This is a genomic window from Neobacillus sp. BP17 (assembly GCF_059579525.1).
Window position 1 is genome coordinate 494,173 of record NZ_CM184198.1, and the last position, 26,139, is coordinate 520,311.

Consider the following 26,139-nt stretch of genomic DNA (forward strand, 5'->3'; position numbering starts at 1 on the left):
CCGCAAAATTCCGTTTTAATCCTCCATGAGATTTATTAACCAATGAATCATTCTCGTAATCTCACTCAAAAAAAAAGGGAGTGTTTAATCATGCAACGACAAAAGTTATTGATTAATGGAGAAAGACTAAAAACGACATTAGAACAATTTGCAAACTTTGGCCGGACAGAAAACAATGGAGTCACAAGGCTTTCGTTATCAAAAGAAGATATTCGGGTAAGAGATTATTTTCGTTCTTGCTGCGAGGAGTTAGGGCTGACAGTCACGGTAGATGATATGGGCTGTATGTATGCGACATTAGCTGGGACTGAAGATAAGCCGCCCATTCTGATTGGCTCCCACTTGGATTCGGTAAAAAAAGGCGGCCGATTTGATGGTGTGCTGGGGGTTGTCGCTGGGTTAGAAGTAGTCAGAACGTTGGTCGAGAATCAAATAAAACCACAAATCCCAATTACCATTGTTAATTTTACAAACGAAGAAGGGGCAAGGTTCGAACCATCGATGATGGCATCAGGGGTGCTCTCTGGTAAATTTGATAAGGAAGTAATGCTGAAAAAGGTAGATTCAGAGGGAGTTACCTTTGGTGAGGCTTTAAAGGCAAGCGGGTACGAAGGCGAAGTAGGGAATCGGTTGAAAGAGGCAACGGCCCTTTTGGAGCTCCATATAGAACAAGGCCCGATTCTTGAAAAAGAGGATCTCTCGATTGGTGTTGTAGAATGTGTGGTGGGAATGGCCTGCTATGAGATTGAAGTAACGGGAGAATCCGACCATGCCGGTACTACACCAATGAATATGAGAAAGGATGCCCTGTTTGCTGCCAATAACTTAATCAATGAAATCCGCAGGCGGTTAGGGGGATTGGATGAAGATTTAGTCTTCACGATTGGCAGGGTGAGTGTGTACCCAAGCATTCATACGGTCATTCCGAACAAGGTTGTCTTTACTCTAGAAGCGCGCCATAAAGATATGGAAATTGTCCGTACGGTTAAAAACTTTATCGAATCACTTCCGAGTTTAACTTCACTTCATGAAGGCTGTGAGGTAAAAACAACAAAATTATGGGAGCGTGACACAGTCTGGTTCCAACCAGAGATCTGTCAACTATTTGAAGAGTCCGCACAATCACTCGGATATTCTAACCGAAAAATGGTTTCAGGTGCAGGACATGATGCCCAGTTCATTGCCAGCTTCGTGCCTACTGCGATGCTCTTTGTTCCAAGCATTAATGGCAAGAGCCATTGTGAAGAGGAATTAACGACGTGGGAAGACTGTGAAAAGGGGATTAATGTTTTATTGGATACAGTTTTGACCATGCTGTCGAAATAAGAAATGACAAATCATAGATTTTAAGGAAGACCCTTTTGCAATGCGGAAGGGTCTTTTTATGTAGGAGTTTAGTGTAAAAAGGGAGAATAAATGTACTTTTTTAGTAACTACCATTTCCAGTTTTCTTTAAACGTTTTTGGCTGCACAGTTATTGAGTTTTAAAATAAATTCCAGAAATGCGGAAAAAATCCGCTTTTCCGGAATCGAAAGCGTAAATAATTTCCGGAATTACGGAATATGAAATTGGTACAATGGTGGATTATTGAGAGCACGGTTTAAATTTAATATAATCATAGTGTGATAATACTGAAAATTTATATTTTTAAAAATTAACAAATAGAATTGGCATGGAACTTGCAAATATTAAAGTGAACTTCAGTTTGCAAGCGCTTACTAAAAGGGGCTGAAGCTCAATTCAAACTTAAAAAGGGGGATTTAAATGCAATTATTGATTATTCTTTTATCGCTTGGACTATTAATGTTTGTTGCCTATCGGGGTTTTTCTGTTATCTTATTTGCTCCCATCTGTGCACTTTTAGCTGTTTTACTTGTGGACCCCAGCCATGTATTACCGTTCTTTTCCGGCGTCTTCATGGAAAAAATGGTCGGATTTATTAAATCTTACTTCCCGGTCTTCTTATTAGGAGCGATTTTTGGTAAAGTGGTTGAAATGTCAGGGATTGCTGAATCCATCGCTAAGACAATTGTCCGCTGGCTTGGTGCAAAACGTGCGATGCTAACCATCGTATTATTAGGTGCCATTTTAACATATAGCGGTGTCAGTTTATTTGTAGCTGTTTTCGCTATTTACCCGTTTGCTGCTCAAATGTTCAGGGAAGCGAATATCCCTAAGCGCTTAATCCCAGGGACAATCGCGCTTGGTGCTTTCACATTTACCATGGATGCTCTGCCGGGAACACCGCAAATTCAAAACGTAATCCCTATTCAATTCTTTAAAACAAATATTTATGCCGCTCCAACTCTTGGAATTATTGGTGCTATTTTTGTCTTAGGTCTAGGGCTCTTATATCTTGAAACACGCAGGAAGAAGGCTGCAAAAGCAGGAGAAGGTTACTTTGGGTTCGGAACAGAGAATGCGGCAGCATTGGCTGAAGCCAATCAGAAGGAAACCGCGGTTCCAGATTTAACTTCTCAGCAATCTGTTTTAAAACAAATAATGGCGTTTGTACCGCTTATATTAGTAGGGGTTACCAATAAATTGTTCATCACATACATTCCAAAATGGTATCCGAACGGTTTTGATTTTTCCGCCATTGGTCTAAAAGCGTATGTAGTAGATGTTCCTACTGTTGCCGCGATTTGGGCAATTGAAATGGCTCTAGTCGTTGGGATTATTACATCACTTGCTTTTGATTGGAAGCGAGTAAAGGTAAACTTTAAAGAAGGATTAAACCTAAGTATTGCTGGTGCATTGCTTGCAACCATGAACACAGGTGCTGAATACGGTTTTGGAGGGGTTATTGCTGCTCTTCCTGGATTTACAAAAATCAGTGATGGAATTTCCAGTACCTTTACAAATCCGCTTGTTAACGGTGCGGTAACAACTAGTTCCCTTGCAGGGATTACTGGTTCTGCCTCTGGTGGTATGGGAATAGCATTAGGTGCGATGGCTGATAAATACAATCAGGCAATTGCAGCGGCAAATATTCCGCCAGAAGTAATGCACCGTGTTGTTGCCATGGCATCAGGCGGGATGGATACACTTCCACACAACGGTGCTGTTATTACATTACTGGCTGTTACTGGATTAACACACAAGCAATCATATCGCGACATTTTCGCTGTTACGATCATAAAAACCGTGGCTGTATTCTTTGTTATTGGTCTCTACACTTTATTTGGGATTATTTAATGAGGAATCAAATTTAGAAGCATAGTTTTCTGTTATTAAGGAGGATGCTCGAATGAGCAAGGCATTAAAAGGAAAAACAGCATTTATTACCGGGTCCGCTAGTGGGATTGGATTAGAGATTGCAAAAACCTTTGCAGTGGAAGGAGCAAAAGTAGTCATCTCTGATTTAAATGCTAGTAAAAGTGAAGAAGTGGCTTCCGAACTAAGGAAGCAAGGATTTGAAGCACTAGCAGCCCCATGTGATGTAACCGATGAAGAGGCATTTAAAAATAGTCTTGAGTCTGCTTATCAAACTTTCGGAAGCATTGATATTTTAGTCAATAATGCAGGGATGCAATATGTTTCACCCATTGAAGAGTTTCCTACAGAAAAATTTGAATTACTGGTCAAAATCATGTTAACGGCCCCCTTCATCGGGATTAAACATGTGTTCCCAATCATGAAGAAACAGGGCTTTGGAAGAGTCATCAATATGGCTTCTATTAATGGTGTCATTGGGTTTGCTGGTAAGGCGGCCTACAATAGTGCCAAGCACGGTGTCATTGGTTTAACAAAGGTTGCTGCATTGGAAGGCGCAGCCAATGGAATCACAGTAAATGCTTTATGCCCTGGTTATGTCGATACACCGCTAGTCAGAAACCAACTAGGGGATTTGGCTAAAACTAGAAATGTCAGCTTAGATCGTGTCATTGAGGAAGTACTCTTCCCGCTAGTTCCACAAAGGAGATTATTATCAGTATCAGAAATTGCTGACTATGCTGTCTTTCTAGCAAGCGATAAAGGAAGAGGTGTTACTGGCCAAGCGGTCATTCTCGATGGAGGCTACACGGCTCAATAAGGTATGGAAGAATCCTATTCGGATATTCGAATAGGATTTTCATATTATATGGGAAAAAAATCTAGTCTCTAAAGTGAAGAATCCGTTTGGTATAATGGTTTTATCAAAACGGTAAAGGTGGGGAAAGAATGTATCCTGGTTTTGAGGGGATTCCTAATAATTGGTACGAGCAAATTATTAATCTAATAGCGGAACGAATTGTCGTGGTAGATCACGAAGGGATTATTCTTTATATAAATGAGGCATATTGCGAGTTTTTAGGAACAACCGTGAAAGAAGCCGTCCACCGGCCTGTACAGGATGTCATTCAAAACTCGCGAATGCACATCGTCGCCAAGACAGGGCAAAAAGAACTTGCTGCACTTCATCCCATCAATGGCAGTGAAATGATTGCTAATCGTCTTCCTATAATTGAGGCTGGAAAAGTAGTCGGCGCGGTCGGAACGGTCATGTTTCGCACCCCGGAAGAATGGCGAATGTATAAAACGAAAATACAGGGACTTGTTGAAGAATTAAAATATTATAAAACAAAAGCTGAAAAAGAGCTAACAAGTAAATACCGTTTCAACCATTTAATTGGAAATAGTGCTGCTTTTACAGCAACTAAAAAACTAGCAGAAAGAATTTCTGAAAGCAACTCATCCGTTTTATTGATTGGAGAGTCAGGTACTGGAAAGGAATTATTTGCACATGCCATTCATAATAGCAGCATGCGTGTCTCCCTGCCTTTTATTGCAATTAATTGTGCGTCAATACCAGAAAATTTACTAGAATCGGAGCTGTTTGGATATGAAGATGGTGCATTTACAGGGGCAAAGAAAGGCGGCAAGAAGGGTAAGTTTGAAATTGCTAATAATGGGACACTGTTTCTAGATGAAATTGGAGACATGCCACTCTCGATGCAAAGTAAGCTTTTAAGAGTCTTGCAGGAAAAAGAGGTGCAGCGGGTGGGTGGTCAAAAGTCGATAGTTGTAGATGTTCGTATTATCGCAGCTACACACCGTGATTTAGAGAAGTTGGTGGAGGAAGGAACCTTTCGTCAGGATTTATACTATCGATTAAATGTCATCAAAATAGACATTCCACCTCTAAGAGAACGAAAAGAGGATATTCCGCTTATTTCCCAAAGTTTATTGAAAAAATTAGAAGGAAAATTTTATCGTAAAGGGATCGAGTTGTCTGCTTCCGTAAAGGATAGACTAATGCAGCATTCGTGGCCAGGAAACATCCGGGAACTTGAGAATGTATTGGAACGGTCGATCAATGTCTTAGATGGAAAAACAATTGAAGTGGCCCATCTGCCTTTATACTTGCGTGACATGGAGTTGGAGACACATCATGATATTACAGACGAGAATAATCAGCCAGCTAGGAAATCAGCATTACCGATTTCCTCATTAAGAGAAACCCTTGCGGTTGCGGAAAAGGCTGCAATGATCAATGCATTAAACGTAACGAATGGCAATAAACAAGAAGCTGCTAAACTACTTGAAATTGGAAAAACTAGTTTTTATGAAAAGTGCAAATTGTATGCTATTAAATAGTATCAAATCCTCTGTTAAAAACAGGATATTATTCCCTTTTTTTGAAAGCGTATTATTACTATGGTAATAGTCATAATATTAGTTTAAGATAAAAGGGATTATTCGAAAATAGTTAGATTGGGTGGAAGCTTAATGATCCTGTTAGACTATATTTTTAATCTTGCAATTTTTTCACTTCTGGTTAGTACACCTTTAGTCATTTCCTCATTCTTTAAGCATAAATCATTTAAACTTGCTCGCTTCTGGACGTCTGTATATGCGGGGGTGGTTTCCGTACTTCTCGTTATACTGTCATTCCAGCAGCAAGGCTATTCATACGATATCAGATATGCCCCTGTTATACTCATGTTTGTGTATCTCGGGCCACTCGCAGGATTATTAACTGGACTGTTTTCATTACTTGCAAGGCTGTGGACAGGCGGACAATGGGATCCAGTTCTAACTGGCTGGGGATTGTTGATGTTGGGTTTCTCAATTATATACTTCTATACTAAATACTTCACGGTTATCAAAAAAATCATCATATTTTTTGCTGGCTATTGTGTGATTTATGGGATTACGGTCTTTACTTTTAAGATATTTATTGATAACCCTATCTTTCATTTACAATATCTGTTATTTGTGATGTTAGGGGTGATCATTGGCGCTTTACTCATTGAGTCTTATGAAAAGCTGCATAGATTAAATAATAGGTTAACAGATATGTATAAACTAGTAGAGGCAAGTGAATCAAAGTACCGTCTTATTGCTGAGAATACATCAGACCTTATCCTAGTTTTGAATGATGAACAGTCAGTGATTTACTTGTCTCCTTCACATGAAAGTGTTTTAGGATATCAGGGCTGGGAGATAGAAAGATTGGAAAAGTACCATTTAATCCATAGGGACGAAGTTGAATTATTTAAAAATACAATAAAATGGATGTTGGATAATAAAGAGATCCAATCCATTGAATTTCGAATGAGGCACAAGGATGGAAGATGGATTGAAGTTGAGTCACGCTGTGTGCCCGTCTTGGGAGAAGATGGAGCAGTTGAAAATATCGTCATTATAAGCAGAGATATTTCGGAACGTAAACAGGCAGAAGAAATACTACTGCGCTCGGAGAAACTATCGATTGTCGGGGAGTTAGCGGCAGGGGTCGCCCATGAAATAAGAAATCCGCTTACTACCATAAAAGGCTTCATGCAACTTTATAAAAGAGGGGGCAGTTCGATTGATGATTTGCTTCTTAGTGAATTAAATCGGATTGAAACCATTACCAGCCAACTGCTAACTTTAGGAAAACCGCAAGCAGTTCAATTAGACCGGACGAATATTCTTGAATTAATTAAAGAGACGCTTGAACTTCTAGCCCCTGAGGCATTGATGAGTAATATCCAGATAAAGCTGGATTTTGAAGAACCATCCTACTATATTACCTGTGAGAAAAATCAATTAAAGCAGGTCTTCCTAAATATCTTAAAGAATGCTATGGAAGCAATGAAGGAAGGGGGAGAAATTCTCGTCCGCCTTCGCAAGGGGCCAGATGATGAATGTATTATTTCTATTCAGGATCAGGGATGCGGGATCCCTGAAGAATTACTTCCTCGATTAGGAGAACCATTTTATACATTAAAAGAAAAAGGAACTGGCCTTGGCCTAATGATTAGCCATAAAATCATTAAACAACACCATGGCAGCATTACATTTAGCAGTAAAGAAAAAGCAGGAACCAACGTTGAAATAAAATTTCCGTCGGCCAGTTGAGACAATTGGGTGTTAAGAATGGGGTGTCATGGGGTGTTAATGGGGTGTCAGGCACCACCTGTGGACAAATGTCCACGAGTGGTGCCTGACACCTTTTTAATGTTCATATTCAATTCATATAATTTTTGTATAATTTAGTTTGTAATAGTGAATGAAAGAGGAAGTATGTGATCGATAGAGGGGATGTAAAGAAATATGTCAGATGTGAAGAACGAGAGGGGATGGCGTCAGTTTATTCGATTGGTTCAACATACCAAGCCATCTAAATTGCTCTTGGGTATCGCACTTATATTAAGTGTAGGAACCACCTTGGTGGGGCTGTTTGTCCCATTGTTCACTAAAAATCTTATCAATGATTTTTCTCTTAGCTCATTAAGCACTGGAAGAATCATTCTTCTCGTTTGCGCTCTCGTCATTCAAGCCGTTGCGAGCGGGATATCCATCTATATATTAAATCAAATCGGACAATCGGTTGTGGCAGGGATTCGAGACCGCTTATGGAAGAAACTGCTCCTCTTACCAATACCATTTTATGATGAAAATCAAACAGGAGACACGGTCAGCCGAATGACGAATGATACAGCAGTGGTAAAAGGATTAATTACCGACCATCTCGCCAATTTTCTATCAGGGACCATTTCCATCATTGGTTCGATTATTGTCTTACTGCTCTTGGATTGGAAAATGGCTTTGTTAATGTTTATTGCCCTGCCGCTTGCGGCGGTTATTTTAATGACACTTGGCAGAAGAATGCATCAGGTGTCCAAAGGGATGCAAACCGAAACAGCACAGTTTACCTCCGTCATTCAGCAAGTATTATCTGAAATACGCCTAGTCAAAGCTTCGAATGCGGAGGAAGTCGAATATCAGCATGGTAAAAATGGTATTACGAAGTTGTTTCAATATGGGTTGAAAGAAGCAAGAATTCAAGCACTGATTTCTCCGTTGATTGGTTTAGTAATCATGGTATTACTAGTCGTCATTCTAGGATTTGGTGGAATGAGAGTATCTTCAGGTGCATTAATGGCGGGTGATTTAGTTGCTTTTATCATGTATCTTTTTCAAATCGTCATGCCGATGGGGCAATTAGCCGCCTTCTTTACCCAATTTCAAAAGGCAACCGGTGCGACCGAGCGAATTATCGCGATTATTGATATGAATGAGGAACAAGATGATTCCAAGCGGGATGTCCAAAATATGAATCAACCCATAACGGTGGAGCGGCTGCATTATTCATATAATAATGGGGAATCCGTACTAAATAATATCAGTTTTTCCGTAGAGGCAGGCAAGGTAACCGCAATAGTTGGTCCAAGTGGCAGCGGGAAAACGACACTGTTTTCATTATTGGAGCGGTATTATCAACCACAGCAAGGAACAATTCGACTTGGGGAGGAGCCAATAAATGAATTCTCACTGTTTTCTTGGAGAAGCCAAATTGGTTATGTATCACAGGAAAGCCCGATTGTTGCAGGAACCATTCGTGATAATATTTGTTACGGAATGGATAAACAAGTGGAAGAGGATGATTTAATAAGGGTTGCAAAAATGGCCTATGCCGATCAATTTATTGCCGAGCTGCCAAATGGATATGACACCGAAGTAGGAGAAAGAGGGATCAAATTATCGGGAGGACAACGGCAGAGAATTGCGATTGCACGAGCCTTTCTAAGGGACCCGAAACTATTGATGTTAGATGAAGCGACCTCTAGTCTTGATAGCAAATCTGAACAAGTAGTACAACAAGCATTACAGAATTTAATGAAGGGACGAACTACACTCGTGATTGCTCATCGTTTGTCGACCGTTATTGACTCTGATCAAATTATCTTTTTGGATAAAGGGAAAATAACCGGCAGCGGCACGCATGAACAACTAGTCCAAACTCACTCCTTATATCGTGAATTTGCCGAACAGCAATTACGAATCAGCGAACCTGCTCAATAGATGGAAAGGATGAGGAGCGATGACAAAATTATTAATTGTCGACGATGACGCTAATATTCGCGAACTTGTGCTTCTTTTTTTGAAAAAAGAGGGATTCGAACTGTACGAAGCATCAGATGGGATGAAGGCGTTAGAGTTGATGGGAAAATTAAAAATTGATTTAGCGATCATTGATATTATGATGCCGAATATGGATGGCTGGGAATTGTGCCGAGAGATTCGGGAGTTTAGTGATATTCCAATCTTAATGTTAACCGCCAAAGGTGAAACCTCACAAAAGGTAAAGGGATTTGAACTTGGGGCCGATGATTATCTAGTGAAACCTTTTGATCCAGCCGAATTAACGGCCCGAGTCAAAGCTGTATTGAAGCGGTATAAAATAACGGTCTCACAAACGATAACTATTAATGACTTTATGCTGAATCGCAAAACACATGAAATTTCTTTTAAGAATAAAGAAATTACCATTCCGTTGAAAGAATTTGAACTGTTGTTTAAATTAGCGAGCTATCCTGGAAAGACCTTTTCAAGAGAGGTATTAATTGAAGATATTTGGGGTTACGACTATGAGGGAGACGAGCGAACGGTCGATGTGCATATTAAAAGGATAAGGGAGAGGTTCTCAGAAGAAGAATTCCCGTTTCGAATTCAGACGATTCGGGGATTAGGTTACCGGTTTGAGGTAAAACCATGAAGGTCAAACGGTTTTTCCAGCATTTATTCGGGGTCTGTTTCTTCATTGTATTTGTTTCGTTGGGCTTTTCCGCAGGTTATTTCATAGTCTCCGGAATCTATCGCTTATTCCATCTGCATACATCCGATTATCTTCGTCATATGGCGGAGGTTGTCAGTAGTTTATTAACGATGGCGTTTGTGGGGCTTCTTATTGGTTTATTCACGAACTCCAGGCGTCACAATCTCTTTCATGAAATACTTGATGCCTTAAGCAGGATTGCCAAAGGTGATTTTAATGTATACCTTGATTTAAAGGTTGGAAGAGAAAATCAATTTACCAAACTGATTGACCATATCAATCATATGGCTAAGCAATTAAAACAGTTGGAAGTGATGCGGCAGGAGTTTATTTCCAATGTCTCTCATGAAATTCAGTCACCGTTGACGTCAATAATGGGCTTTGCCCAAGTCCTCCAATACGATCAGCTAACAAAAGAAGAGAGAAACCATTATCTCAGTATCATTGAAACGGAAAGTAGAAGGCTCTCGAAATTAAGCGATAATCTCATGAAATTAACTTCGTTAGAATCCAAGCATCATCCCTTTGATCGTCATAGCTATCGATTAGATCAGCAAATACGGACGATTATTTTAGCCTGTGAACCGCTTTGGCTGGAAAAGGGTCTGGAATTGGATGTTTCAATGGAGAAGGCCGCCATCATTGCAGATGAAGATTTGATGAGCCAGGTTTGGACGAATCTCTTTCACAATAGTATTAAATTTACACCGAGCCAGGGGATGATTCGTGTTCATCTCGAAAAAGTGGATGACAAAACGATCGTGAAAATATCAGATACGGGGATTGGCATCTCGAAAAAAGACCAGATTCATGTATTTGAACGATTCTACAAAGCCGATAAGGCAAGAGACCGGTCAAAAGGAGGCAGTGGATTAGGGCTCTCCATCGTCAAAAAAATCATCGAAATGCACGAAGGAACCATCTTTGTTGAAAGCGAAGAGGGGAAGGGAACCACCTTTACAATTACATTATAATGAGTGTTAATAATGGGTGTTAATAATGGGTGTTAGTAATGGGTGTTAGTAATGAGTGTTAGTAATGGGTGTCAGGCACCGCTCGTGGACAAATGTCCACGAACGGTGCCTGACACCTTTTTTTCTATCTCTTTTTCATAAATTGTTCTGTTAGGCATATGGCAAATCATATTTATTGTAAGATAAGTAATTTTGGCTATTCAGCGAATATGGAGGAGTGAGCGCGGGTGCCAATTGATTGGGATGAAAAGGCTGAAATTTTTCATTTGTACAATAACAAGATTAGTTATTTGATTCAAATTGTTCACGGTAAATATCCTGCCCATTTGTATTGGGGCAAGAGGGTTCATGCGCTCCAGCCGTCTTCCATTCTAGCATTTAAACGCAGGCCTTTTTCGCCGACGACGGAACCTGATTTTCCGCAATTTTCACTTGATACGCTGCCACAGGAATACCCTGCTTTTGGGAACGGGGATTTTCGTTCTCCGGCTTATCAAATCCGCTCAGCTGACGGGACTACAGTAACGGAATTTGTCTATGATTCTCATGAAATTTTTCAAGGAAAACATCCACTTAAGGGATTGCCTGCTGCGTATGTCGAGGATAAATCTGAAGCTGAAACATTAGTGCTGACAATGGTAGATGCCATGCTTGGGGTCGGGATGAATCTTCATTATACAATTTACAGTGATTTTGATGTGATAACGAGGTCGGTCTCCTTTGAGCACCTTGGGACCCATGATGTGGAAATACATAAATGTATGAGTATGTCAGTGGACATTCATCAGTCAGATTGGGATTGGCTGCACCTTTATGGAACATGGGGGCGTGAGTGTCACATCGAAAGGCGGCCGCTTAACCACGGGATTCAAATGATTTCATCAGCTCGAGGTGCAAGCAGCCATCAGCATAATCCGTTTGTTGCGCTCCTTTCAAAAGACACCAACGAAGAGCAAGGAGATGTGTATGGGATCAGTTTGGTCTATAGCGGGAATTTTCAAGCTTCCATCGAAGTCGATCCATTTCAAACTTCTAGACTCAGCATCGGCATAAACCCTTTTGATTTTACATGGGTGCTGGAGCCGGGGGAAACGTTTCAGACTCCTGAAGCTCTAATGGTGTATTCCTCGGAAGGGCTTGGAGGAATGTCCAGGACTTTTCATAAAATACTGAGGGAAAGAGTTTGCCGTGGCGTATACCGTGACAAAACACGTCCAGTTCTCATTAATAACTGGGAAGCCACTTATTTCAACTTTAATGAAAAAAAACTTTTCGACCTTGCGGATGCAGCAAAAGAGTTGGGTATCGAATTGTTTGTGTTAGATGATGGATGGTTTCATGCCGCAAACCTGGACGAGTGATGATACAGATGCTGTTGAACGGCTTAAGATTCAATACGGAACAAGCCTCATTTATCCTGCGATTACCATGGGGGCACATGTATCAGATGTGCCGAATCATCAAGTGGGAAGAATTACACCGCTTTTAATGAGATGCCATGTGGCAATGGCGGCAAATTTGGGCTTCGAATTAAATATCGACAAACTAAGTAATGATGATAAGAAGGTTGTAATGGAGCAAATCAAACGATATCATCAAATCAAGGATATTGTCTGTTTTGGGGACTTATACAGGCTGTTAAGTCCGTTTGATGGAATGGATACAGCTTGGATGTATGTGTCACCGAACCAGGAAAGGGCTGTAGTTTTTTACTATAAAACTTTGGCAACACCAAATCCGCCATTTTTCCGGCTGAAGTTGCGCGGGCTACGTCCGTGTGAGATTTATAGAGTAAATAGGGGAGAACAGGAATATGCGGGCGATGAGTTAATGAAAATTGGCTTACAGCTGCCACTGATAAATAGAGATTTTTATTCGAGTGTTTACCACATTGAAGCGTTTGAAAAGTAATCAAATAAAAAATACGAGCTTTTTAGGTCCATATTTCAATTAAAATTAACAAGTTTGACAATCTATATACCTGTGGAAAAGAATATATTTGGTATGCTTAATATAGAAAATATCATAGCCAGGCTTAGAGACTTGGAGAAAGCCATAAAAACAAATGGGAATGATACATTACTATTCCTATGCGTTTTTATGGCTTTTTTGTTTGCATGACTAAACCCTTGAGAATGAAGTCTGGGAGGGTCTAGATTAGTATTTTCTGTAAAGACTAGTATAGAAGTAAAAAAGTATTATAAAATGGTGAGAAGAGACTGAAGGTGAGAGGTGAACAATGGGATGAGTTTTTTTGGACAAAAGGTGTTACCGGCAATTCGAAAAATAGAAGATTTCGAAAAAATGATGTCAAGGAACTATGAATATATTGTAATTTTAGACATACATGTTTCCAGACTGAAACCCATTTTTCAAATGGCTCAGGCCAACCATAAAAAGTTAATCATTCACATGGATTTAGTTCATGGATTGAAGAGTGATGAATACTCAACAGAATATATCTGTCAGGAATTTAAACCATTTGGCCTGATTTCTACTAAAGGAAGCGTGATTCTTAAAGCGAGACAAAAAGGTGTAAAATCGATTCAGCGTATGTTTCTACTAGATACTAGCTCGATCGAAAAGAGTTTTGCGTTAATCGAACGGACAAATCCGGATTATATAGAAGTTTTACCGGGAATTATGCCAAAAATAATTAAAGATATCCGGAATCGTACGAATAAAGAAGTTTTTGCTGGAGGATTAATAGATACCATTGAAGAAGTAGAACAAGCCTATGAAGCGGGAGCAATTACGATAACAACATCCAATAAAGAATTATGGAAATATTTCGAACCGAAAAATTAGGATGAAACTAACAGTTTCACTGGCCCTAGTATATTCATAGAAATAAAGCTTAAAAGCGTAAAGACATTATTTGTATGCCTTTACGTTTTTTTAAGTAGTTTGATTGTTGATTGTCATCAAGGTAAGAATGAAAAAAATACTGGATGCTAGAAAGATGTGTATTGTTTATGAATCTAGTTGACAACGCTTTCAATCTACCTTTATAATATTAACTAAGTTGATAATATGTGAAGAAGATTTTAGAGACTCACGGAAATACCCCATTTTTACGGGGGATTTTCTGTGCGTCTTTTTTCGTTTTATTCACAACAAGTTCCAAGGTAAAGATGTTTTTTTAAAAAGAGGAGGTTAATTATGACAGCTTTTTGGGGTGAATTAATTGGCACGGCAATTTTAATTACATTAGGCGCTGGCGTGTGCGCAGGAGTGAATCTGAAGAAAACGCTCTCTAATGGCAGTGGTTGGATTGTTATTACCTTTGGATGGGGGTTTGCGGTAGCAGTTGCTGCCTACTCAGTGGGTAAATTTAGTGGTGCAAATCTAAATCCTGCATTAACAGTTGCGTTAGCATTTACCGGGGATCTTCCGTGGAAAGAGGTACCAACTTATATTTTCGGTCAAGTGATTGGAGCAATAATTGGAGCAACAATTATTTATTTTCAATATCTTCCACATTGGAAAGTGACAGAAGATCAAGGGGCAAAATTAGGAACATTTGCAACAGGTCCTGCTATTCCTCATACTTTTGCAAACTTAATTAGTGAAATTATTGGTACATTTATTCTTGTTTTAGGAATCTTAGCAATCGGTGCAAATAAATTTGCAGATGGACTAAATCCACTCGTGGTAGGCTTCCTTATTGTTAGTATCGGTTTGAGTCTTGGGGGAACAACAGGATATGCGATCAATCCCGCCCGTGACTTTGGTCCAAGGTTAGCACATGCCCTTCTTCCAATTCCGGGAAAAGGAAGTTCTAATTGGGGATATTCATGGATACCCATTGTAGGCCCAATCCTTGGAGGAAGTTTGGGAGGATTATTTTATAAAGCTGCCTTTCTCGGTAAAACAGAAATGAGTCTTTGGTTTATAATAGGGGCAATTGTAGTTGTTCTTGCAATCGCTTCTGTAATGGGAAAGAAACCTCAGGAAACGGTCCGAGTAGAAAAAGTCAGTGCATAATTTTAATTAAAGGGAGAGTTTATATATGGAAAAATACATTTTATCCTTAGATCAAGGTACAACAAGTTCACGTGCTATTCTTTTTAATAAAGAAGGAAAGATTGTCCAAGTCGCTCAGCAGGAATTTCAACAATTCTTCCCTCAACCAGGCTGGGTAGAACATAATGCAATTGAAATTTGGGGTTCGATTCTAGCGGTAATGGCTTCTTGTTTGGCCGGGGCTAATGTAAAACCAGAACAAGTGGCTGGAATCGGTATTACAAACCAACGGGAAACAGCAGTTGTCTGGGATAAAAAAACTGGCCAGCCGATATATCATGCCATTGTTTGGCAATCCCGCCAAACAGCAGCGATTTGTGAAGAATTGAAAGCAAAAGGATATGATCAATTATTCAGGGATAAAACAGGCCTTTTAATTGATGCTTATTTCTCTGGAACAAAAGTGAAATGGATTCTTGAAAATGTAGAAGGTGCAAGAGAAAAAGCAGAGCGTGGAGAACTGCTATTTGGAACGATTGATACATGGCTTATTTGGAAACTATCTGGTGGAAAAGCCCATGTAACAGATTACTCCAATGCATCGAGAACATTGATGTACAATATTCATGACCTTAAATGGGATGAAGAGTTATTAGAAATTTTGTCAGTTCCTGCTTCAATGCTTCCGGAAGTACGCCCATCTTCAGAAGTATACGCTGAAACAGTTGATTACCATTTCTTTGGCTGTAATGTGCCAATTGCCGGAGTTGCGGGTGACCAGCAAGCAGCGTTATTCGGTCAAGCATGCTATGATAAAGGAATGGCGAAAAATACTTATGGAACTGGCTGCTTTATGTTAATGAATACCGGAGAACAAGCAGTAAAATCAGAGAACGGTCTGTTAACAACAATTGCATGGGGTATTAACGGAAAAGTAGAATATGCACTTGAAGGAAGTATCTTTGTTGCTGGGTCCGCCATCCAATGGCTTCGTGATGGGCTCCGTATGTTTAGAAATGCTGAAGAGAGCGAAAAATTTGCTGCGAGCGTAAAATCAACAGATGGTGTATATGTAGTTCCAGCCTTTGTTGGGTTGGGAACACCTTATTGGGATAGTGATGTACGTGGTTCGGTTTTTGGCTTAACTCGTGGTACCACCAAAGAACACTTTGTTCGCGCAACGATAGAATCCCTTGCTTATCAAACAAAGGATGTCTTAACTTCAATGGAGGCGGATTCAGGTATTTCGCTTAAAACTTTGCGTGTAGACGGCGGCGCTGTTGCCAATAACTTCTTAATGCAATTCCAAAGCGATGTATTAGATGTACCAGTGGAGCGTCCAGAAGTAAGAGAAACTACAGCATTAGGAGCTGCTTATTTAGCAGGATTAGCGGTGGGTTATTGGGAAAGCCAAGAAGAAATCGCTGCTCAATGGAATATGGATAAAGCATTTACACCAGATATGGCTGAAGAGGATCGAAACAATTTATATACAGGTTGGAAAAAGGCTGTAAACGCAGCTAGGGCTTTTAAATAATCGTAATGTATGGTAAGCTATACTTAAGTTAATATTTTGGCGGGAGAAACTCGAGAGGCCACAACAAAGCAATGGATTTAATACCATTGTGATTGTTGTGGCCTCTTTTTTTTATCCCCATTGGAGGTAATCATTGTGCAAATGTTAAAATTTTCAAGTTCAAATAGAAACACAATTCTAAAGGAAATGGCCGCAGAAGAATTTGATGTACTTGTCATCGGTGGTGGAATAACAGGCGCTGGAATCGCATTAGATGCCGTAACAAGGGGTATGAAAACGGCATTAGTAGAAATGCAAGATTTTGCTGCTGGGACATCTAGCCGATCAACGAAACTTGTTCACGGTGGTCTCAGGTATTTAAAACAATTCGAAGTGAAGATGGTCGCGGAAGTGGGGAAGGAACGGGCGATTGTTTATGAAAATGGCCCGCATGTAACGACACCAGAATGGATGCTCCTGCCAATGCATAAAGGTGGAACGTTTGGGAAATTCAGTACATCAATTGGACTACGAGTCTATGACTTTTTAGCAGACGTAAAAAAAAGTGAACGAAGAAAAATGCTATCTCCGGATGATACCATTCAGAAAGAGCCGCTGATTAAAAGAGAGGGCTTAAAAGGCGGCGGTTATTATGTGGAATATCGTACTGATGACGCCCGGTTAACCATCGAAGTTATAAAAGAAGCGGTGGAGCATGGTGCCAAAGCAGTAAATTATTCAAAAGTAATCGAGTTTATTTATCAAAATGGTAAGGTGATTGGTGCTAAAGTTGAGGATCTATTAACTGGTACCGTTCATGATATTTACGCAAAACGCATCATAAATGCCACTGGCCCTTGGGTTGATTCCCTCCGCGACAAAGATAAGTCGTTAGCTGGAAAAAAACTGCGGCTGACCAAAGGGGTCCATTTGGTAATTGATCAGTCGAGATTTCCCCTAAAACAAGCTGTGTATTTTGATACAGCTGATGGCCGCATGGTTTTTGCCATTCCAAGGGATGGGAAAACGTATGTGGGGACAACAGACACCTATTATGGCAACGATCCGATTTATCCAAAAATGACGGAAGCTGACAGAGATTACATTCTTAATGCCATTCATTATATGTTTCCAACCGTTTCCATTAAGGCAGAGGATATTGAATCTAGCTGGGCAGGGGTAAGACCGCTTATTTATGAAGAAGGCAAGGATCCCTCTGAAATTTCGCGAAAAGATGAAATATGGGTTTCGAATTCCGGGCTGATTACCATCGCAGGCGGGAAGCTGACGGGATACAGAAAAATGGCGGAAACAGTGGTGGACTTGATCGCAAAACAGAGCGGCCATTTTCAAGCTTGCCAAACGAAACATTTACCTATATCCGGCGGTCATGTTGATGGGGCTAGTAACTTTGCTTCCTTTGTTGAAAAAAAGGAAAAAGATGGGGAGTTAAGAGGATTTACAAAGGAACAATATCGCAAATTAGTTCATCGCTATGGTTCCAATATTGATCGGATTTTTGACATTGCGAAAAGGTATGACCCCAATAACAAGTTTGGTTTGCCGCTTGAGGTGTTTGTTCAAATTGTTTATTCGTTAGAGGATGAAATGACAGTAAAACCAGTCGACTTTTTTATCCGTCGAACAGGAGCTTTATTTTTTGATATTCACTGGGTAGTAGAATGGAAAGATGCCATTCTGGACTATATGGAAGATGCGCTTGGATGGACGGTGGAGGAGAAGACCCGATTCAAGGAAGAATTAGAAACAGCCTTAAAGGATGCGATCCATCCGATTCCGAATGAATGATGTGAGTTATTCTCGCAGTGCATTCCCGATGTTAACCTAATTTTTGGAGGATTGAAAAACTAATCAAACGTTTGATTAAATAAGTGACGGGCTTGGAATATAAGGAAAAGTCCTATCATATTATTTACCATATCAAACGTTTGATTGTTATATTTCGTGGCAGGTATATGGTGACGACCATAATTCCGACTTAATTCATTGGAATATTAGGATTACAATTTTTCCGAATTTGAAGGAGGATGGATAGTATGAATTTCTTGCTGATCCTCGTCAATGTAGCTGTTCTGTTATTACTCATGTTTGGATTATTTACGATGCAAAAGAAGCATGTTTCTTTTTCCAAGCGTGTTTTTAGTGCGTTAGGTTTAGGTATTATCTTTGGTTTTCTCATTCATCTTATTTATGGCACGACACATGAAGTAACGACAGGTTCCATCGATTGGTTTAACATTGTCGGGAATGGCTATGTGAAACTTCTACAAATGGTAGTTATGCCACTAATCTTTGTCTCCATTGTCGGAGCCTTTACAAAGTTAAAGTTAACGAAAAATATTGGAAAAATTAGCTTCCTTGTCATCGGCATCCTGCTTGCAACGACTGCCGTTTCAGCGGCGATTGGAATTGGCTCTGCATTGGGATTTGGTCTTGATGGTGTGCAGTTAACTGAAGGAGAAGCGGAAGCAGCTCGTAATGCCCAGTTAGAGGAACGAGTTACTGGAATAGAAAATATGACTCTCCCACAACAAATCATTGAGTTAATCCCAAGCAATCCATTCCAGGATTTAACGGGAGCGCGCGCGACATCGACGATTGCGGTTGTTATTTTTGCTGTGTTTATTGGTATCGCTTATCTTGGAGTTAAACGCAAAGACCCAGAAACAGGAGAATTTTTTGCTAAAATCATTGATACGATCTATTCCGTTGTCATGAGGGTAGTCACACTAATCTTACGTCTAACGCCATATGGAATTCTTGCCATCATCACAAGGGTAACAGCAACAAGTGACTATGCGGCGATTGCGAAATTAGGTAAGTTTGTGATTGCCTCCTATGTGGCGCTCATTTTGGTGTTCATTGTTCATTTACTACTATTATCCTTTGCAAAACTAAGTCCTGTAAATTATGTGAAAAAAGGACTGCCGACCTTGACCTTTGCCTTTACGTCACGGACTAGTGCAGGAACTTTGCCAATGACCATTAAAACGCAAACGAAAGACTTTGGTGTGTCAGAAGGGATTGCAAACTTTGCTGGCTCGTTTGGACTGACCATTGGTCAAAACGGATGTGCAGGTGTTTATCCAGCAATGTTAGCTGTGATGGTTGCACCGGCCGCTGGAGTGGATCCAACGAGTATATCCTTTATCTTAACTCTCATACTTGTGGTCGCGATTAGTTCCTTTGGTGTTGCTGGTGTAGGCGGCGGTGCCACCTTCGCCGCATTAATCGTTTTATCTGTCATGAACCTTCCAATTGCGATTGTTGGTTTGCTCATCTCAGTGGAACCGCTTATTGACATGGGAAGGACAGCATTAAACGTTAGCGGAGCAATGACATCTGGTATATTAACGAGTAAAGCAACAGGTGAATTTGAAAACGAAGTCTATAAACAGCCGGACATTGTAGAAGCATAAAAAACGGGTTTTAGGGCTTTTTCGCATAGCGGAAGAGTCCTTTTTTTGTAGCATAGAAATGGACTGGTTTTCACTTTATTTTTAATTTAAAATACTTGAATTCAAGATAAATTCAAAGTACACTGTAATCATAGGTGATTGGATTCGAATGAATGGTATGTATGATAACCATACTTAAATAAAAGGAAATTTCTTATACAACTGATTGACGAAAGGATGAGGAGAAAATGGATCAATTTCATCAAGCTCCAAATATATATGTCGGAGAGGTCAATATTAAGGTGAAAAATCTCGATTACTCACTTATTTTTTATCAAAATATTATGGGGTTTCAAGTGTTGGAAAAATCAGAGCGGAAAGCGGTCTTAACGACCGATGGAAAAAAGCCATTACTAACGCTAGAGCAGCCAAAGGAGGTTGTGGCGAAAACAGGTCGTACGTCAGGCCTGTATCACTTTGCCATTTTACTGCCATCACGAGCAGATTTAGCAGTCTTTTTACGACACATGGTCCAAACTGGATATCCGCTCGGTGCCGCAGACCATTATGTAAGTGAGGCGTTATACCTTAATGACCCTGACGGCAATGGGATTGAAGTGTACCGGGACCGCCCTTCTTCAGAATGGAAATGGAACAACGGTTTAGTCGAAATGGCCACCGAAGAGCTTGATGGCAATGGAATTATTGCAGAAAGTGAGGCTGAATGGAGCGGTTTACCAGCAGGTACACTCATGGGTCACATTCACCTGCATGTCAGCAATTTGCAAAAAGCCGAGGAGTTTTATACAAAAGGGCTGGGTTTTGAGATAGTTAGTTACTATCCACAAGCGGCATTCCTATCAACGGGTAGATACCATCATCATATTGCCATCAATACTTGGCAAGGAGAAGGTGCTGCCACTTCCCCGAAAAACAGTGTAGGGTTAAATTGGTACACGCTCGTTTTCCCTGATACGACAGCAAGAGAGAAAGCCTTGAACCAACTAAAACAAATAGGTGCTCCAATTACGAAAGAAGCCGAATACTATGTAACCGAAGATCCTGCAGGAAACCAAATCCGTTTAATATTATAAAACAGTAATGGGTGTCAGGCACCACCCGTGGACATTTGTCCACGAGTGGTGCCTGACACCCATTTATTGTTACTGTTTTTCGTCTGCTTCTTTGGCTCTTTTTACGCCCTTGCTGACATATGGTTTGGCGCTTTTGGCTTTTTTGACTCCAGCCTGCCAACGAGTCCAGCCCTTTTTGCCGGTTCCTCGACCGGTCCCGCCTTTCCCTTTTGCACTACCCATTTAACCACTCCATTACTCATGTACGTACATCCAACCGTGTTGGTTAGATTAACAAGTTTAACACAGTTCACCCGAGATTTCCCCTTGAAATATTCGTTTGTTAATGAGTGAAAAATCCTAAGGCGTATTTAATTCCTTCTTCAATATTGCTTGTTTCATATCCCGCTAAGTCTTCATGGGTTACTTCTAACTTTGTTCTTACTAAGGAATAGCCGCTGTCTAGTTCGATATCCAGGAGTACTTCATATCCTAAGGCGTTTTGAGTTATTTCAATAATGTCATATTCGCGAATCGCTGTCCCTGTTTCGTATTCGAATGGTTCTAATTCAGACATGAGAACAATACCTCCAAATGTATTTGGTTCTAGCTATTATTATTTCCAGAGTTGTGAATAACCTTCGTGAGTAGGATCATTTTCTTTTTAGCAATTTCAGCCTATTAAAGGATTGCCTCTATGCTAAAAGGAATTACTAAGAAGATGGCGAATTAGAATGAGTGGTTTATTTTCCTATACGGAGGTAATAACATGGATTTGGATACATTATATATAATCGATCAAAAAGATAGTTTAGGGTTGGAGTTCAGTAAATTGGTGTCGATGATGAATTATACAAGGTACACTACGATTGAAACGGTAAAGGGACTTACTGTGGAAGAGTTAGACTTCCTTTTTGATGAGGAGGCAAATTCAATCGGAATGCTGTTGGCTCATTTGGCTGCGGTCGAAAAGGCTTATCAAGTTGAAACGTTTGAAAATCGTGATCTAAATGAGAAAGAGCTAAGCATTTTACTTCCCGCGCTAGACTTAGGAAGTCTTGGGAGAGAAATGATTAAAGGCAATAGCATTGATCATTACTTGGAGCAAATGGGCGAAGCACGGAATGCAACCATCGAAATGTTTAAAACGCTTCCTGATGAATGGTTATATGAACAAACGCCGTTTTGGCATGATCGCCATGCGAATAATTTCTTTAAATGGTTCCATGTGTTTGAAGATGAACTGAGTCATAGAGGCCAGATTCGTCTGATCAGAAAAATGCTCAATAAACGTAATCGCTGAAAAAAGCCGTGGATAATTGAATAGAAGGCTGTGATTTCTAATGTGTTTAATACTTTTTGCTTATCAAGTCCATCCAATCTACAAGCTCATTGTGGCAGCAAACCGAGATGAATTCCTTGGGAGACCTACTTCCCCGGTACATTTATGGGAAGACCCGCCTGACATCCTGGCTGGAAGGGATTTAGAAAAAATGGGTACCTGGATGGGGGTTACAACAGGTGGGCGGTTTGCGGCGTTGACCAATTATCGTGACCCAAAGGAAGCAACGGATGGAAAGCGCTCACGGGGTGAATTGGTTACTGAAGCCTTGAAACACAAGGGAAATCTAGAGGCTTATATGGAAGACCTTGGAGGACGAAAGGACCTGTATCCAGGCTATAACTTATTGGCTGGTGATGGAAATGAACTATTTTATTTTTCAAATAAAGGGCATGAACTGAAAAAGATTGTTCCTGGGATTTATGGTGTCAGCAATCACTTACTAAATACTGACTGGCCAAAGGTTCAAAAAGGAAAGGAAGGATTGGCCAAAATTATCAATGGAGAAGAGGATGGACTAGTAGCGGAACTTTTGAATATGCTTCAAAATTCAGACCAGGCACCGGACGAACTTCTTCCACACACTGGAGTTTCATTAGAATGGGAAAGAAGGCTTTCGCCATTGTTTATAAAAAGTGAGAACTACGGGACCAGGAGTTCAACCGTCATGTTGATGTCGGACAAAGAAATTCACTACGTGGAGCGAGTCTTCTCTATGGAGGGTATAAGTGAACAGAAATTTATGGTGAAATTGTAAAATTGGGTGTCAGGCACCGTAGAAAGGCACCGTTTTAAACGGTGCCTTTCTCATGAGAATTCCTTATCCACTAAGACTTCAGACCAAAGACTCTGATCGAAAACTTTTTCCTCTCCATATGCCAGTGTAATCACGGTTGTTTTTGAATAATCCTTTAATAGTTCTTTTAATTCCTTATCTTTATCAATCATAAAGTCTACAACTGGAAAAGCCTTTAACAATTGAGTTAATGATTCAGGAGAGGCTGCTGTTTCATTTGTTGGAAAGGTATGACTAGGAATCACATATTTAACATTCAATAGTTTTTTAACAGCGTATGATGCTTCTCTCGGCCCCATTGTAAAATGGCCAGATGAGGAGAGGATTGCAATGTCAGGCTCATACACATCTTGAATTAATTTCATATCGTACATCAATGCCGTATCGCCTGAATGGTAAACCGTATAATCATCCTTAAAATCAAAAATATAACCTGCCGCCTCACCGGCATAGACGGGAGGACCTTGGGTTTCTCCATAGGAAGAGGTATGTTTCGCCTGGACCATCGTGACAGATACATCTTCAAAGGAAACGGAACCTCCCAGATTAATAGGAAGCACATTCTTCATTCCTTGCTTCAGAAGGATAAGTGCTAACTCATATTGGGCCACAATCATAACATCGGGTTTGTGCTCAACCAACTTCGTAAGTCCGCTAGTATGATCGAAATGGCCGTGGGTTAGAAATACACAATCAATGGATTGGTAGAAATCAGCCGTATCTAAATGCGGTGGAAAGCCGGGATTTAAATCAAAAAAAGGATCAATGAGATACTTTTTTTCTGTTTTACTTTTTAAAACATACATGGCATGCCCAAGCCGTGATATTTTCAGCAGAAACACCTCCAAAACTCAAAATTAGCACATCTTAATCCATTTTATTTTTTTACGTTGGTAATAAGAACTTGGTATGAGATTTTCTCATGAGATAAATTCCTGTCGATTTTGTTCATCGATAACATTTGTGTAATGCCAAATAAGATCTTCAAAAATCTGATCCCATCTCTGTGTCAATGCATAATCCCTTCCTGCGCTTCCCATTTGTTCACGTAGTCCGTCATTCCTCAAAAGCTTAATAATCGCATCGCTAAATTCCAGTGCATTACCAGGTCTACATAAATACCCCGTAACTCCGGCTTTAATGATATTCTTAACACCCCCAGCTTTCGCACCTATAACAGGTGTTCCACTAGCAAGGGACTCTAAAACAACATTTCCAAATGTCTCTGTGGGTGAAGGGAAAACGAATAAATCAGATGCTGAATAGACTTCTGCCAAGCATCTCCCAGTTAAGAATCCAGTAAAGGTCATATTTCCTGCAGCTTGTGCTTCCAATTCCTTTCGTAATGGACCGTCCCCAACAATTAACCAATGTATTTTCTCTTTTATTTCAGCTGGGAGTGATTTAGCGATAGTTAATAGTGTCCTTATATCCTTTTCAGGGGCTAATCTGCCTACATATGTAAGCAGATATCTTTCTTCTATAGAGTAAAGGTTACGAACTGCATTTTTATCATAATGAGGGTGAAAAAGCTGACAATCTACGCCTCTTGGCCAAATTTCTAAATTTGAAAATCCATGGTGCTTTAATTGTAGGTGGGTTTCAAGTGAGGGAACGAAGAGTTTTTTACAGGTTTGATGAAACCAGTGCATGTAATTCCAATGAATCTTTGAAAGAAAATGAAGGTGATAATGGTGTAAATAATCTTCAAAATTGGTGTGATAGGAACCGACAAGCGGTATGTTTAATTTCTTTGCAAAATAAACACCACAAAGGCCGATATTAAAAGGAGTGGCAACATGAATTAGATCTGGAGAGAAAGCTTTTAATTCCGATTGAATATGAAGAAGGTTTGGAAAAGCCAAGCGGCATTCTGGGTATAAGAAAAAAGATAGGCTTTTAAAAAGATGGATATTAGTAGAATGATATTCATTGGAATATGAGCGAGGTGCAAAAATCTTAAAGGCAATGCCTTGGGCCTCTAAATAATTAGTTAACCGTTTAAGTGTCCTGGCAACCCCGTTGATATCAGGATGAAAGGTATCTGTGAAAATGGCAATTTTCATAAAATCCCTCCTTATCGTAATCCTCATAACCACAATAAACAGAAGCAAAGGCTCCCCGTAAGTGAACCGAGTATCCCCCCAGCAATTACATCAGAAGGATAGTGAAGGCCTAAGTAAATTCTGGATATGCCCCAAAAAGCCCTAAAGGGATCAAGGTAAAGGAAAGGTGAGGTATGAATAAGACATATGGAATGATAACGGAAAAAATGGCAGTGGTATGTCCCGATGGAAAAGAATGATCTTGTAATGGATTTTCAGGGACCTTTGTTTTTTCTATGATTAAATAGGGTCTTTTTCGGGGAAACAGCAGTTTTACAAAGTGTACAGGTATGTGACTTGCGGATAAAGCAAGTGCACTGGCTATGGCAATCAACCTAGCCTCCCGCGGCGAAAACATGATGAGAAGTAAAGTTGCAGCAATCGTAAATCTTGCCCCACCAAGGTGCGTCACCATGCGGAAAAAAAGATTTAATACACTTTTATCAAAATGACGATTCACCTGCTGAAATAATCGGCATTTGAAGCCATAAAACAATTGTAATATTCTCATCAATGCCCATTCCCCTTTATAAAGTATTCATTATCAACCAATCATTTGCTTTACTTAATTGTATATGGGAATGATAAGATTTTTTCTTAATTTAATGTTAAATGAGTGTAAAGGATTTGTAATGATTAGAAAATCCTCTGATTTAAATAATTTTCCAGGAAAAAAATGTTTTTGTAATGAAATTAGGGAGGTATTCTCTTTTCTTTTTTAATATAATTCTTTCAATAATTAGATGGCTCTTTTAAATAGATATATCATAGAATCAGTATTGTAAGCGTTACCATATAATCTGATAAGTCGTAAGTTTCAGAAATATTTAAATAAATAGAATAATATACTAGACGAAAGAGATTAATTGTACTAAAATAATATTTAATAAATCACCTAGACAATCCAATCGTTGTTC

The 26,139-nt window shown here is 39.8% G+C and carries 22 protein-coding genes and 1 pseudogene; 17 read left to right on the forward strand and 6 right to left on the reverse strand.

Annotation, left to right across the window (positions count from 1 at the left end):
* The first annotated feature begins 90 nt into the window (after window positions 1-90).
* The 15 genes and pseudogenes from AC4QJR_RS02410 to AC4QJR_RS02480 all read left to right on the forward strand — a co-directional run bounded on the left by AC4QJR_RS02410 (window position 91) and on the right by AC4QJR_RS02480 (window position 21,000).
* A complete protein-coding gene (locus tag AC4QJR_RS02410; RefSeq protein ID WP_496525151.1) occupies window positions 91-1,326 on the forward strand; it encodes a Zn-dependent hydrolase in 1,236 nt (411 codons plus the stop codon).
* A 439-nt stretch (window positions 1,327-1,765) separates the two neighbouring features.
* Entirely contained in the window at window positions 1,766-3,199 is a 1,434-nt protein-coding gene (locus AC4QJR_RS02415) for a GntP family permease (RefSeq protein WP_496525152.1), read from the forward strand.
* Between the two features lie 52 nt (window positions 3,200-3,251).
* Window positions 3,252-4,037 (forward strand): 3-hydroxybutyrate dehydrogenase, encoded by a 786-nt coding sequence (locus AC4QJR_RS02420; protein ID WP_496525153.1) that lies wholly within the window; start codon window positions 3,252-3,254, stop codon window positions 4,035-4,037.
* Between the two features lie 128 nt (window positions 4,038-4,165).
* Window positions 4,166-5,581, forward strand: a complete 1,416-nt coding sequence (locus AC4QJR_RS02425; RefSeq protein WP_496525154.1) for a sigma-54 interaction domain-containing protein — start codon at window positions 4,166-4,168, stop codon at window positions 5,579-5,581.
* Between the two features lie 132 nt (window positions 5,582-5,713).
* A complete protein-coding gene (locus AC4QJR_RS02430; RefSeq protein ID WP_496525155.1) occupies window positions 5,714-7,330 on the forward strand; it encodes an ATP-binding protein in 1,617 nt (538 codons plus the stop codon).
* Between the two features lie 195 nt (window positions 7,331-7,525).
* On the forward strand, window positions 7,526-9,277 hold the full coding sequence (locus AC4QJR_RS02435) for an ABC transporter ATP-binding protein (protein ID WP_496525156.1): 1,752 nt from the start codon (window positions 7,526-7,528) through the stop codon (window positions 9,275-9,277).
* A gap of 19 nt (window positions 9,278-9,296) precedes the next feature.
* A complete protein-coding gene (locus AC4QJR_RS02440; protein WP_098570971.1) occupies window positions 9,297-9,971 on the forward strand; it encodes a response regulator transcription factor in 675 nt (224 codons plus the stop codon).
* Complete coding sequence (locus tag AC4QJR_RS02445; protein ID WP_496525157.1) at window positions 9,968-11,005, forward strand: sensor histidine kinase; 1,038 nt, start codon at window positions 9,968-9,970, stop codon at window positions 11,003-11,005. The genes AC4QJR_RS02440 and AC4QJR_RS02445 overlap by 4 nt, the downstream gene beginning before the upstream one ends.
* A gap of 227 nt (window positions 11,006-11,232) precedes the next feature.
* Window positions 11,233-12,838, forward strand: a pseudogene (locus tag AC4QJR_RS02450) (alpha-galactosidase); the annotation flags it as partial.
* A gap of 411 nt (window positions 12,839-13,249) precedes the next feature.
* Entirely contained in the window at window positions 13,250-13,813 is a 564-nt protein-coding gene (locus tag AC4QJR_RS02455) for a glycerol-3-phosphate responsive antiterminator (RefSeq protein ID WP_098570968.1), read from the forward strand.
* Window positions 13,814-14,167: 354 nt separating this feature from the next.
* On the forward strand, window positions 14,168-14,992 hold the full coding sequence (locus AC4QJR_RS02460; protein ID WP_496525158.1) for an MIP/aquaporin family protein: 825 nt from the start codon (window positions 14,168-14,170) through the stop codon (window positions 14,990-14,992).
* Window positions 14,993-15,017: 25 nt separating this feature from the next.
* Window positions 15,018-16,508 carry a glycerol kinase GlpK gene (gene glpK / locus AC4QJR_RS02465; RefSeq protein WP_496525159.1) on the forward strand — a complete coding sequence of 497 codons (1,491 nt, stop codon included), beginning with the start codon at window positions 15,018-15,020 and terminating at the stop codon, window positions 16,506-16,508.
* A 141-nt stretch (window positions 16,509-16,649) separates the two neighbouring features.
* Window positions 16,650-18,296 carry a glycerol-3-phosphate dehydrogenase/oxidase gene (locus AC4QJR_RS02470; protein ID WP_496526596.1) on the forward strand — a complete coding sequence of 549 codons (1,647 nt, stop codon included), beginning with the start codon at window positions 16,650-16,652 and terminating at the stop codon, window positions 18,294-18,296.
* A 248-nt stretch (window positions 18,297-18,544) separates the two neighbouring features.
* On the forward strand, window positions 18,545-19,927 hold the full coding sequence (locus tag AC4QJR_RS02475; RefSeq protein ID WP_496525160.1) for an L-cystine transporter: 1,383 nt from the start codon (window positions 18,545-18,547) through the stop codon (window positions 19,925-19,927).
* Between the two features lie 227 nt (window positions 19,928-20,154).
* A complete protein-coding gene (locus AC4QJR_RS02480) occupies window positions 20,155-21,000 on the forward strand; it encodes a VOC family protein (protein ID WP_496525161.1) in 846 nt (281 codons plus the stop codon).
* A gap of 69 nt (window positions 21,001-21,069) precedes the next feature.
* Here the strand turns inward: AC4QJR_RS02480 and AC4QJR_RS02485 are convergent, their stop codons facing one another.
* Together AC4QJR_RS02485 and AC4QJR_RS02490 are read right to left on the reverse strand one after the other, a co-directional pair.
* Window positions 21,070-21,222: a DUF3934 family protein gene (locus tag AC4QJR_RS02485; protein WP_098570963.1), complete on the reverse strand. Its 153-nt coding sequence runs from the start codon at window positions 21,220-21,222 to the stop codon at window positions 21,070-21,072.
* A 100-nt stretch (window positions 21,223-21,322) separates the two neighbouring features.
* Entirely contained in the window at window positions 21,323-21,556 is a 234-nt protein-coding gene (locus AC4QJR_RS02490; RefSeq protein WP_098570962.1) for a hypothetical protein, read from the reverse strand.
* A gap of 192 nt (window positions 21,557-21,748) precedes the next feature.
* Between AC4QJR_RS02490 and AC4QJR_RS02495 the strand changes: the two genes are divergently transcribed.
* Together AC4QJR_RS02495 and AC4QJR_RS02500 are read left to right on the forward strand one after the other, a co-directional pair.
* Window positions 21,749-22,282, forward strand: coding sequence for a DinB family protein (locus tag AC4QJR_RS02495; RefSeq protein WP_496525162.1), 534 nt, complete (start codon window positions 21,749-21,751; stop codon window positions 22,280-22,282).
* Between the two features lie 40 nt (window positions 22,283-22,322).
* Window positions 22,323-23,078 (forward strand): NRDE family protein, encoded by a 756-nt coding sequence (locus AC4QJR_RS02500; protein WP_496525163.1) that lies wholly within the window; start codon window positions 22,323-22,325, stop codon window positions 23,076-23,078.
* A gap of 50 nt (window positions 23,079-23,128) precedes the next feature.
* Here AC4QJR_RS02500 and AC4QJR_RS02505 read toward each other — a convergent pair whose 3' ends face one another.
* The 4 genes from AC4QJR_RS02505 to AC4QJR_RS02520 form a co-directional block, all read right to left on the reverse strand.
* Window positions 23,129-23,959 (reverse strand): metal-dependent hydrolase, encoded by an 831-nt coding sequence (locus tag AC4QJR_RS02505; RefSeq protein WP_251461394.1) that lies wholly within the window; start codon window positions 23,957-23,959, stop codon window positions 23,129-23,131.
* A gap of 78 nt (window positions 23,960-24,037) precedes the next feature.
* Window positions 24,038-25,183 carry a glycosyltransferase family 4 protein gene (locus AC4QJR_RS02510; protein WP_098570958.1) on the reverse strand — a complete coding sequence of 382 codons (1,146 nt, stop codon included), beginning with the start codon at window positions 25,181-25,183 and terminating at the stop codon, window positions 24,038-24,040.
* Window positions 25,184-25,206: 23 nt separating this feature from the next.
* Window positions 25,207-25,371, reverse strand: coding sequence for a phosphatase PAP2 family protein (locus AC4QJR_RS02515; protein WP_496526597.1), 165 nt, complete (start codon window positions 25,369-25,371; stop codon window positions 25,207-25,209).
* Window positions 25,293-25,733: a phosphatase PAP2 family protein gene (locus AC4QJR_RS02520; protein WP_496526598.1), complete on the reverse strand. Its 441-nt coding sequence runs from the start codon at window positions 25,731-25,733 to the stop codon at window positions 25,293-25,295. Before AC4QJR_RS02520 ends, AC4QJR_RS02515 begins: the two co-directional genes overlap by 79 nt.
* Window positions 25,734-26,139 lie beyond the last annotated feature (406 nt).

Coding starts and splice junctions, on each gene's coding strand:
- AC4QJR_RS02420 (WP_496525153.1), top strand. CDS start 3,252: ATGAGCAAGGCATTAAAAGGAAAAACAGCATTTATTACCGGGTCCGCT.
- AC4QJR_RS02440 (WP_098570971.1), top strand. CDS start 9,297: ATGACAAAATTATTAATTGTCGACGATGACGCTAATATTCGCGAACTT.
- AC4QJR_RS02460 (WP_496525158.1), top strand. CDS start 14,168: ATGACAGCTTTTTGGGGTGAATTAATTGGCACGGCAATTTTAATTACA.
- AC4QJR_RS02495 (WP_496525162.1), top strand. CDS start 21,749: ATGGATTTGGATACATTATATATAATCGATCAAAAAGATAGTTTAGGG.
- AC4QJR_RS02475 (WP_496525160.1), top strand. CDS start 18,545: ATGAATTTCTTGCTGATCCTCGTCAATGTAGCTGTTCTGTTATTACTC.
- AC4QJR_RS02470 (WP_496526596.1), top strand. CDS start 16,650: ATGTTAAAATTTTCAAGTTCAAATAGAAACACAATTCTAAAGGAAATG.
- glpK (WP_496525159.1), top strand. CDS start 15,018: ATGGAAAAATACATTTTATCCTTAGATCAAGGTACAACAAGTTCACGT.
- AC4QJR_RS02415 (WP_496525152.1), top strand. CDS start 1,766: ATGCAATTATTGATTATTCTTTTATCGCTTGGACTATTAATGTTTGTT.
- AC4QJR_RS02410 (WP_496525151.1), top strand. CDS start 91: ATGCAACGACAAAAGTTATTGATTAATGGAGAAAGACTAAAAACGACA.
- AC4QJR_RS02485 (WP_098570963.1), bottom strand. CDS start 21,222: ATGGGTAGTGCAAAAGGGAAAGGCGGGACCGGTCGAGGAACCGGCAAA.
- AC4QJR_RS02480 (WP_496525161.1), top strand. CDS start 20,155: ATGGATCAATTTCATCAAGCTCCAAATATATATGTCGGAGAGGTCAAT.
- AC4QJR_RS02455 (WP_098570968.1), top strand. CDS start 13,250: ATGAGTTTTTTTGGACAAAAGGTGTTACCGGCAATTCGAAAAATAGAA.
- AC4QJR_RS02520 (WP_496526598.1), bottom strand. CDS start 25,733: ATGAGAATATTACAATTGTTTTATGGCTTCAAATGCCGATTATTTCAG.
- AC4QJR_RS02490 (WP_098570962.1), bottom strand. CDS start 21,556: ATGTCTGAATTAGAACCATTCGAATACGAAACAGGGACAGCGATTCGC.
- AC4QJR_RS02430 (WP_496525155.1), top strand. CDS start 5,714: ATGATCCTGTTAGACTATATTTTTAATCTTGCAATTTTTTCACTTCTG.
- AC4QJR_RS02435 (WP_496525156.1), top strand. CDS start 7,526: ATGTCAGATGTGAAGAACGAGAGGGGATGGCGTCAGTTTATTCGATTG.
- AC4QJR_RS02425 (WP_496525154.1), top strand. CDS start 4,166: ATGTATCCTGGTTTTGAGGGGATTCCTAATAATTGGTACGAGCAAATT.
- AC4QJR_RS02445 (WP_496525157.1), top strand. CDS start 9,968: ATGAAGGTCAAACGGTTTTTCCAGCATTTATTCGGGGTCTGTTTCTTC.
- AC4QJR_RS02500 (WP_496525163.1), top strand. CDS start 22,323: ATGTGTTTAATACTTTTTGCTTATCAAGTCCATCCAATCTACAAGCTC.
- AC4QJR_RS02510 (WP_098570958.1), bottom strand. CDS start 25,183: ATGAAAATTGCCATTTTCACAGATACCTTTCATCCTGATATCAACGGG.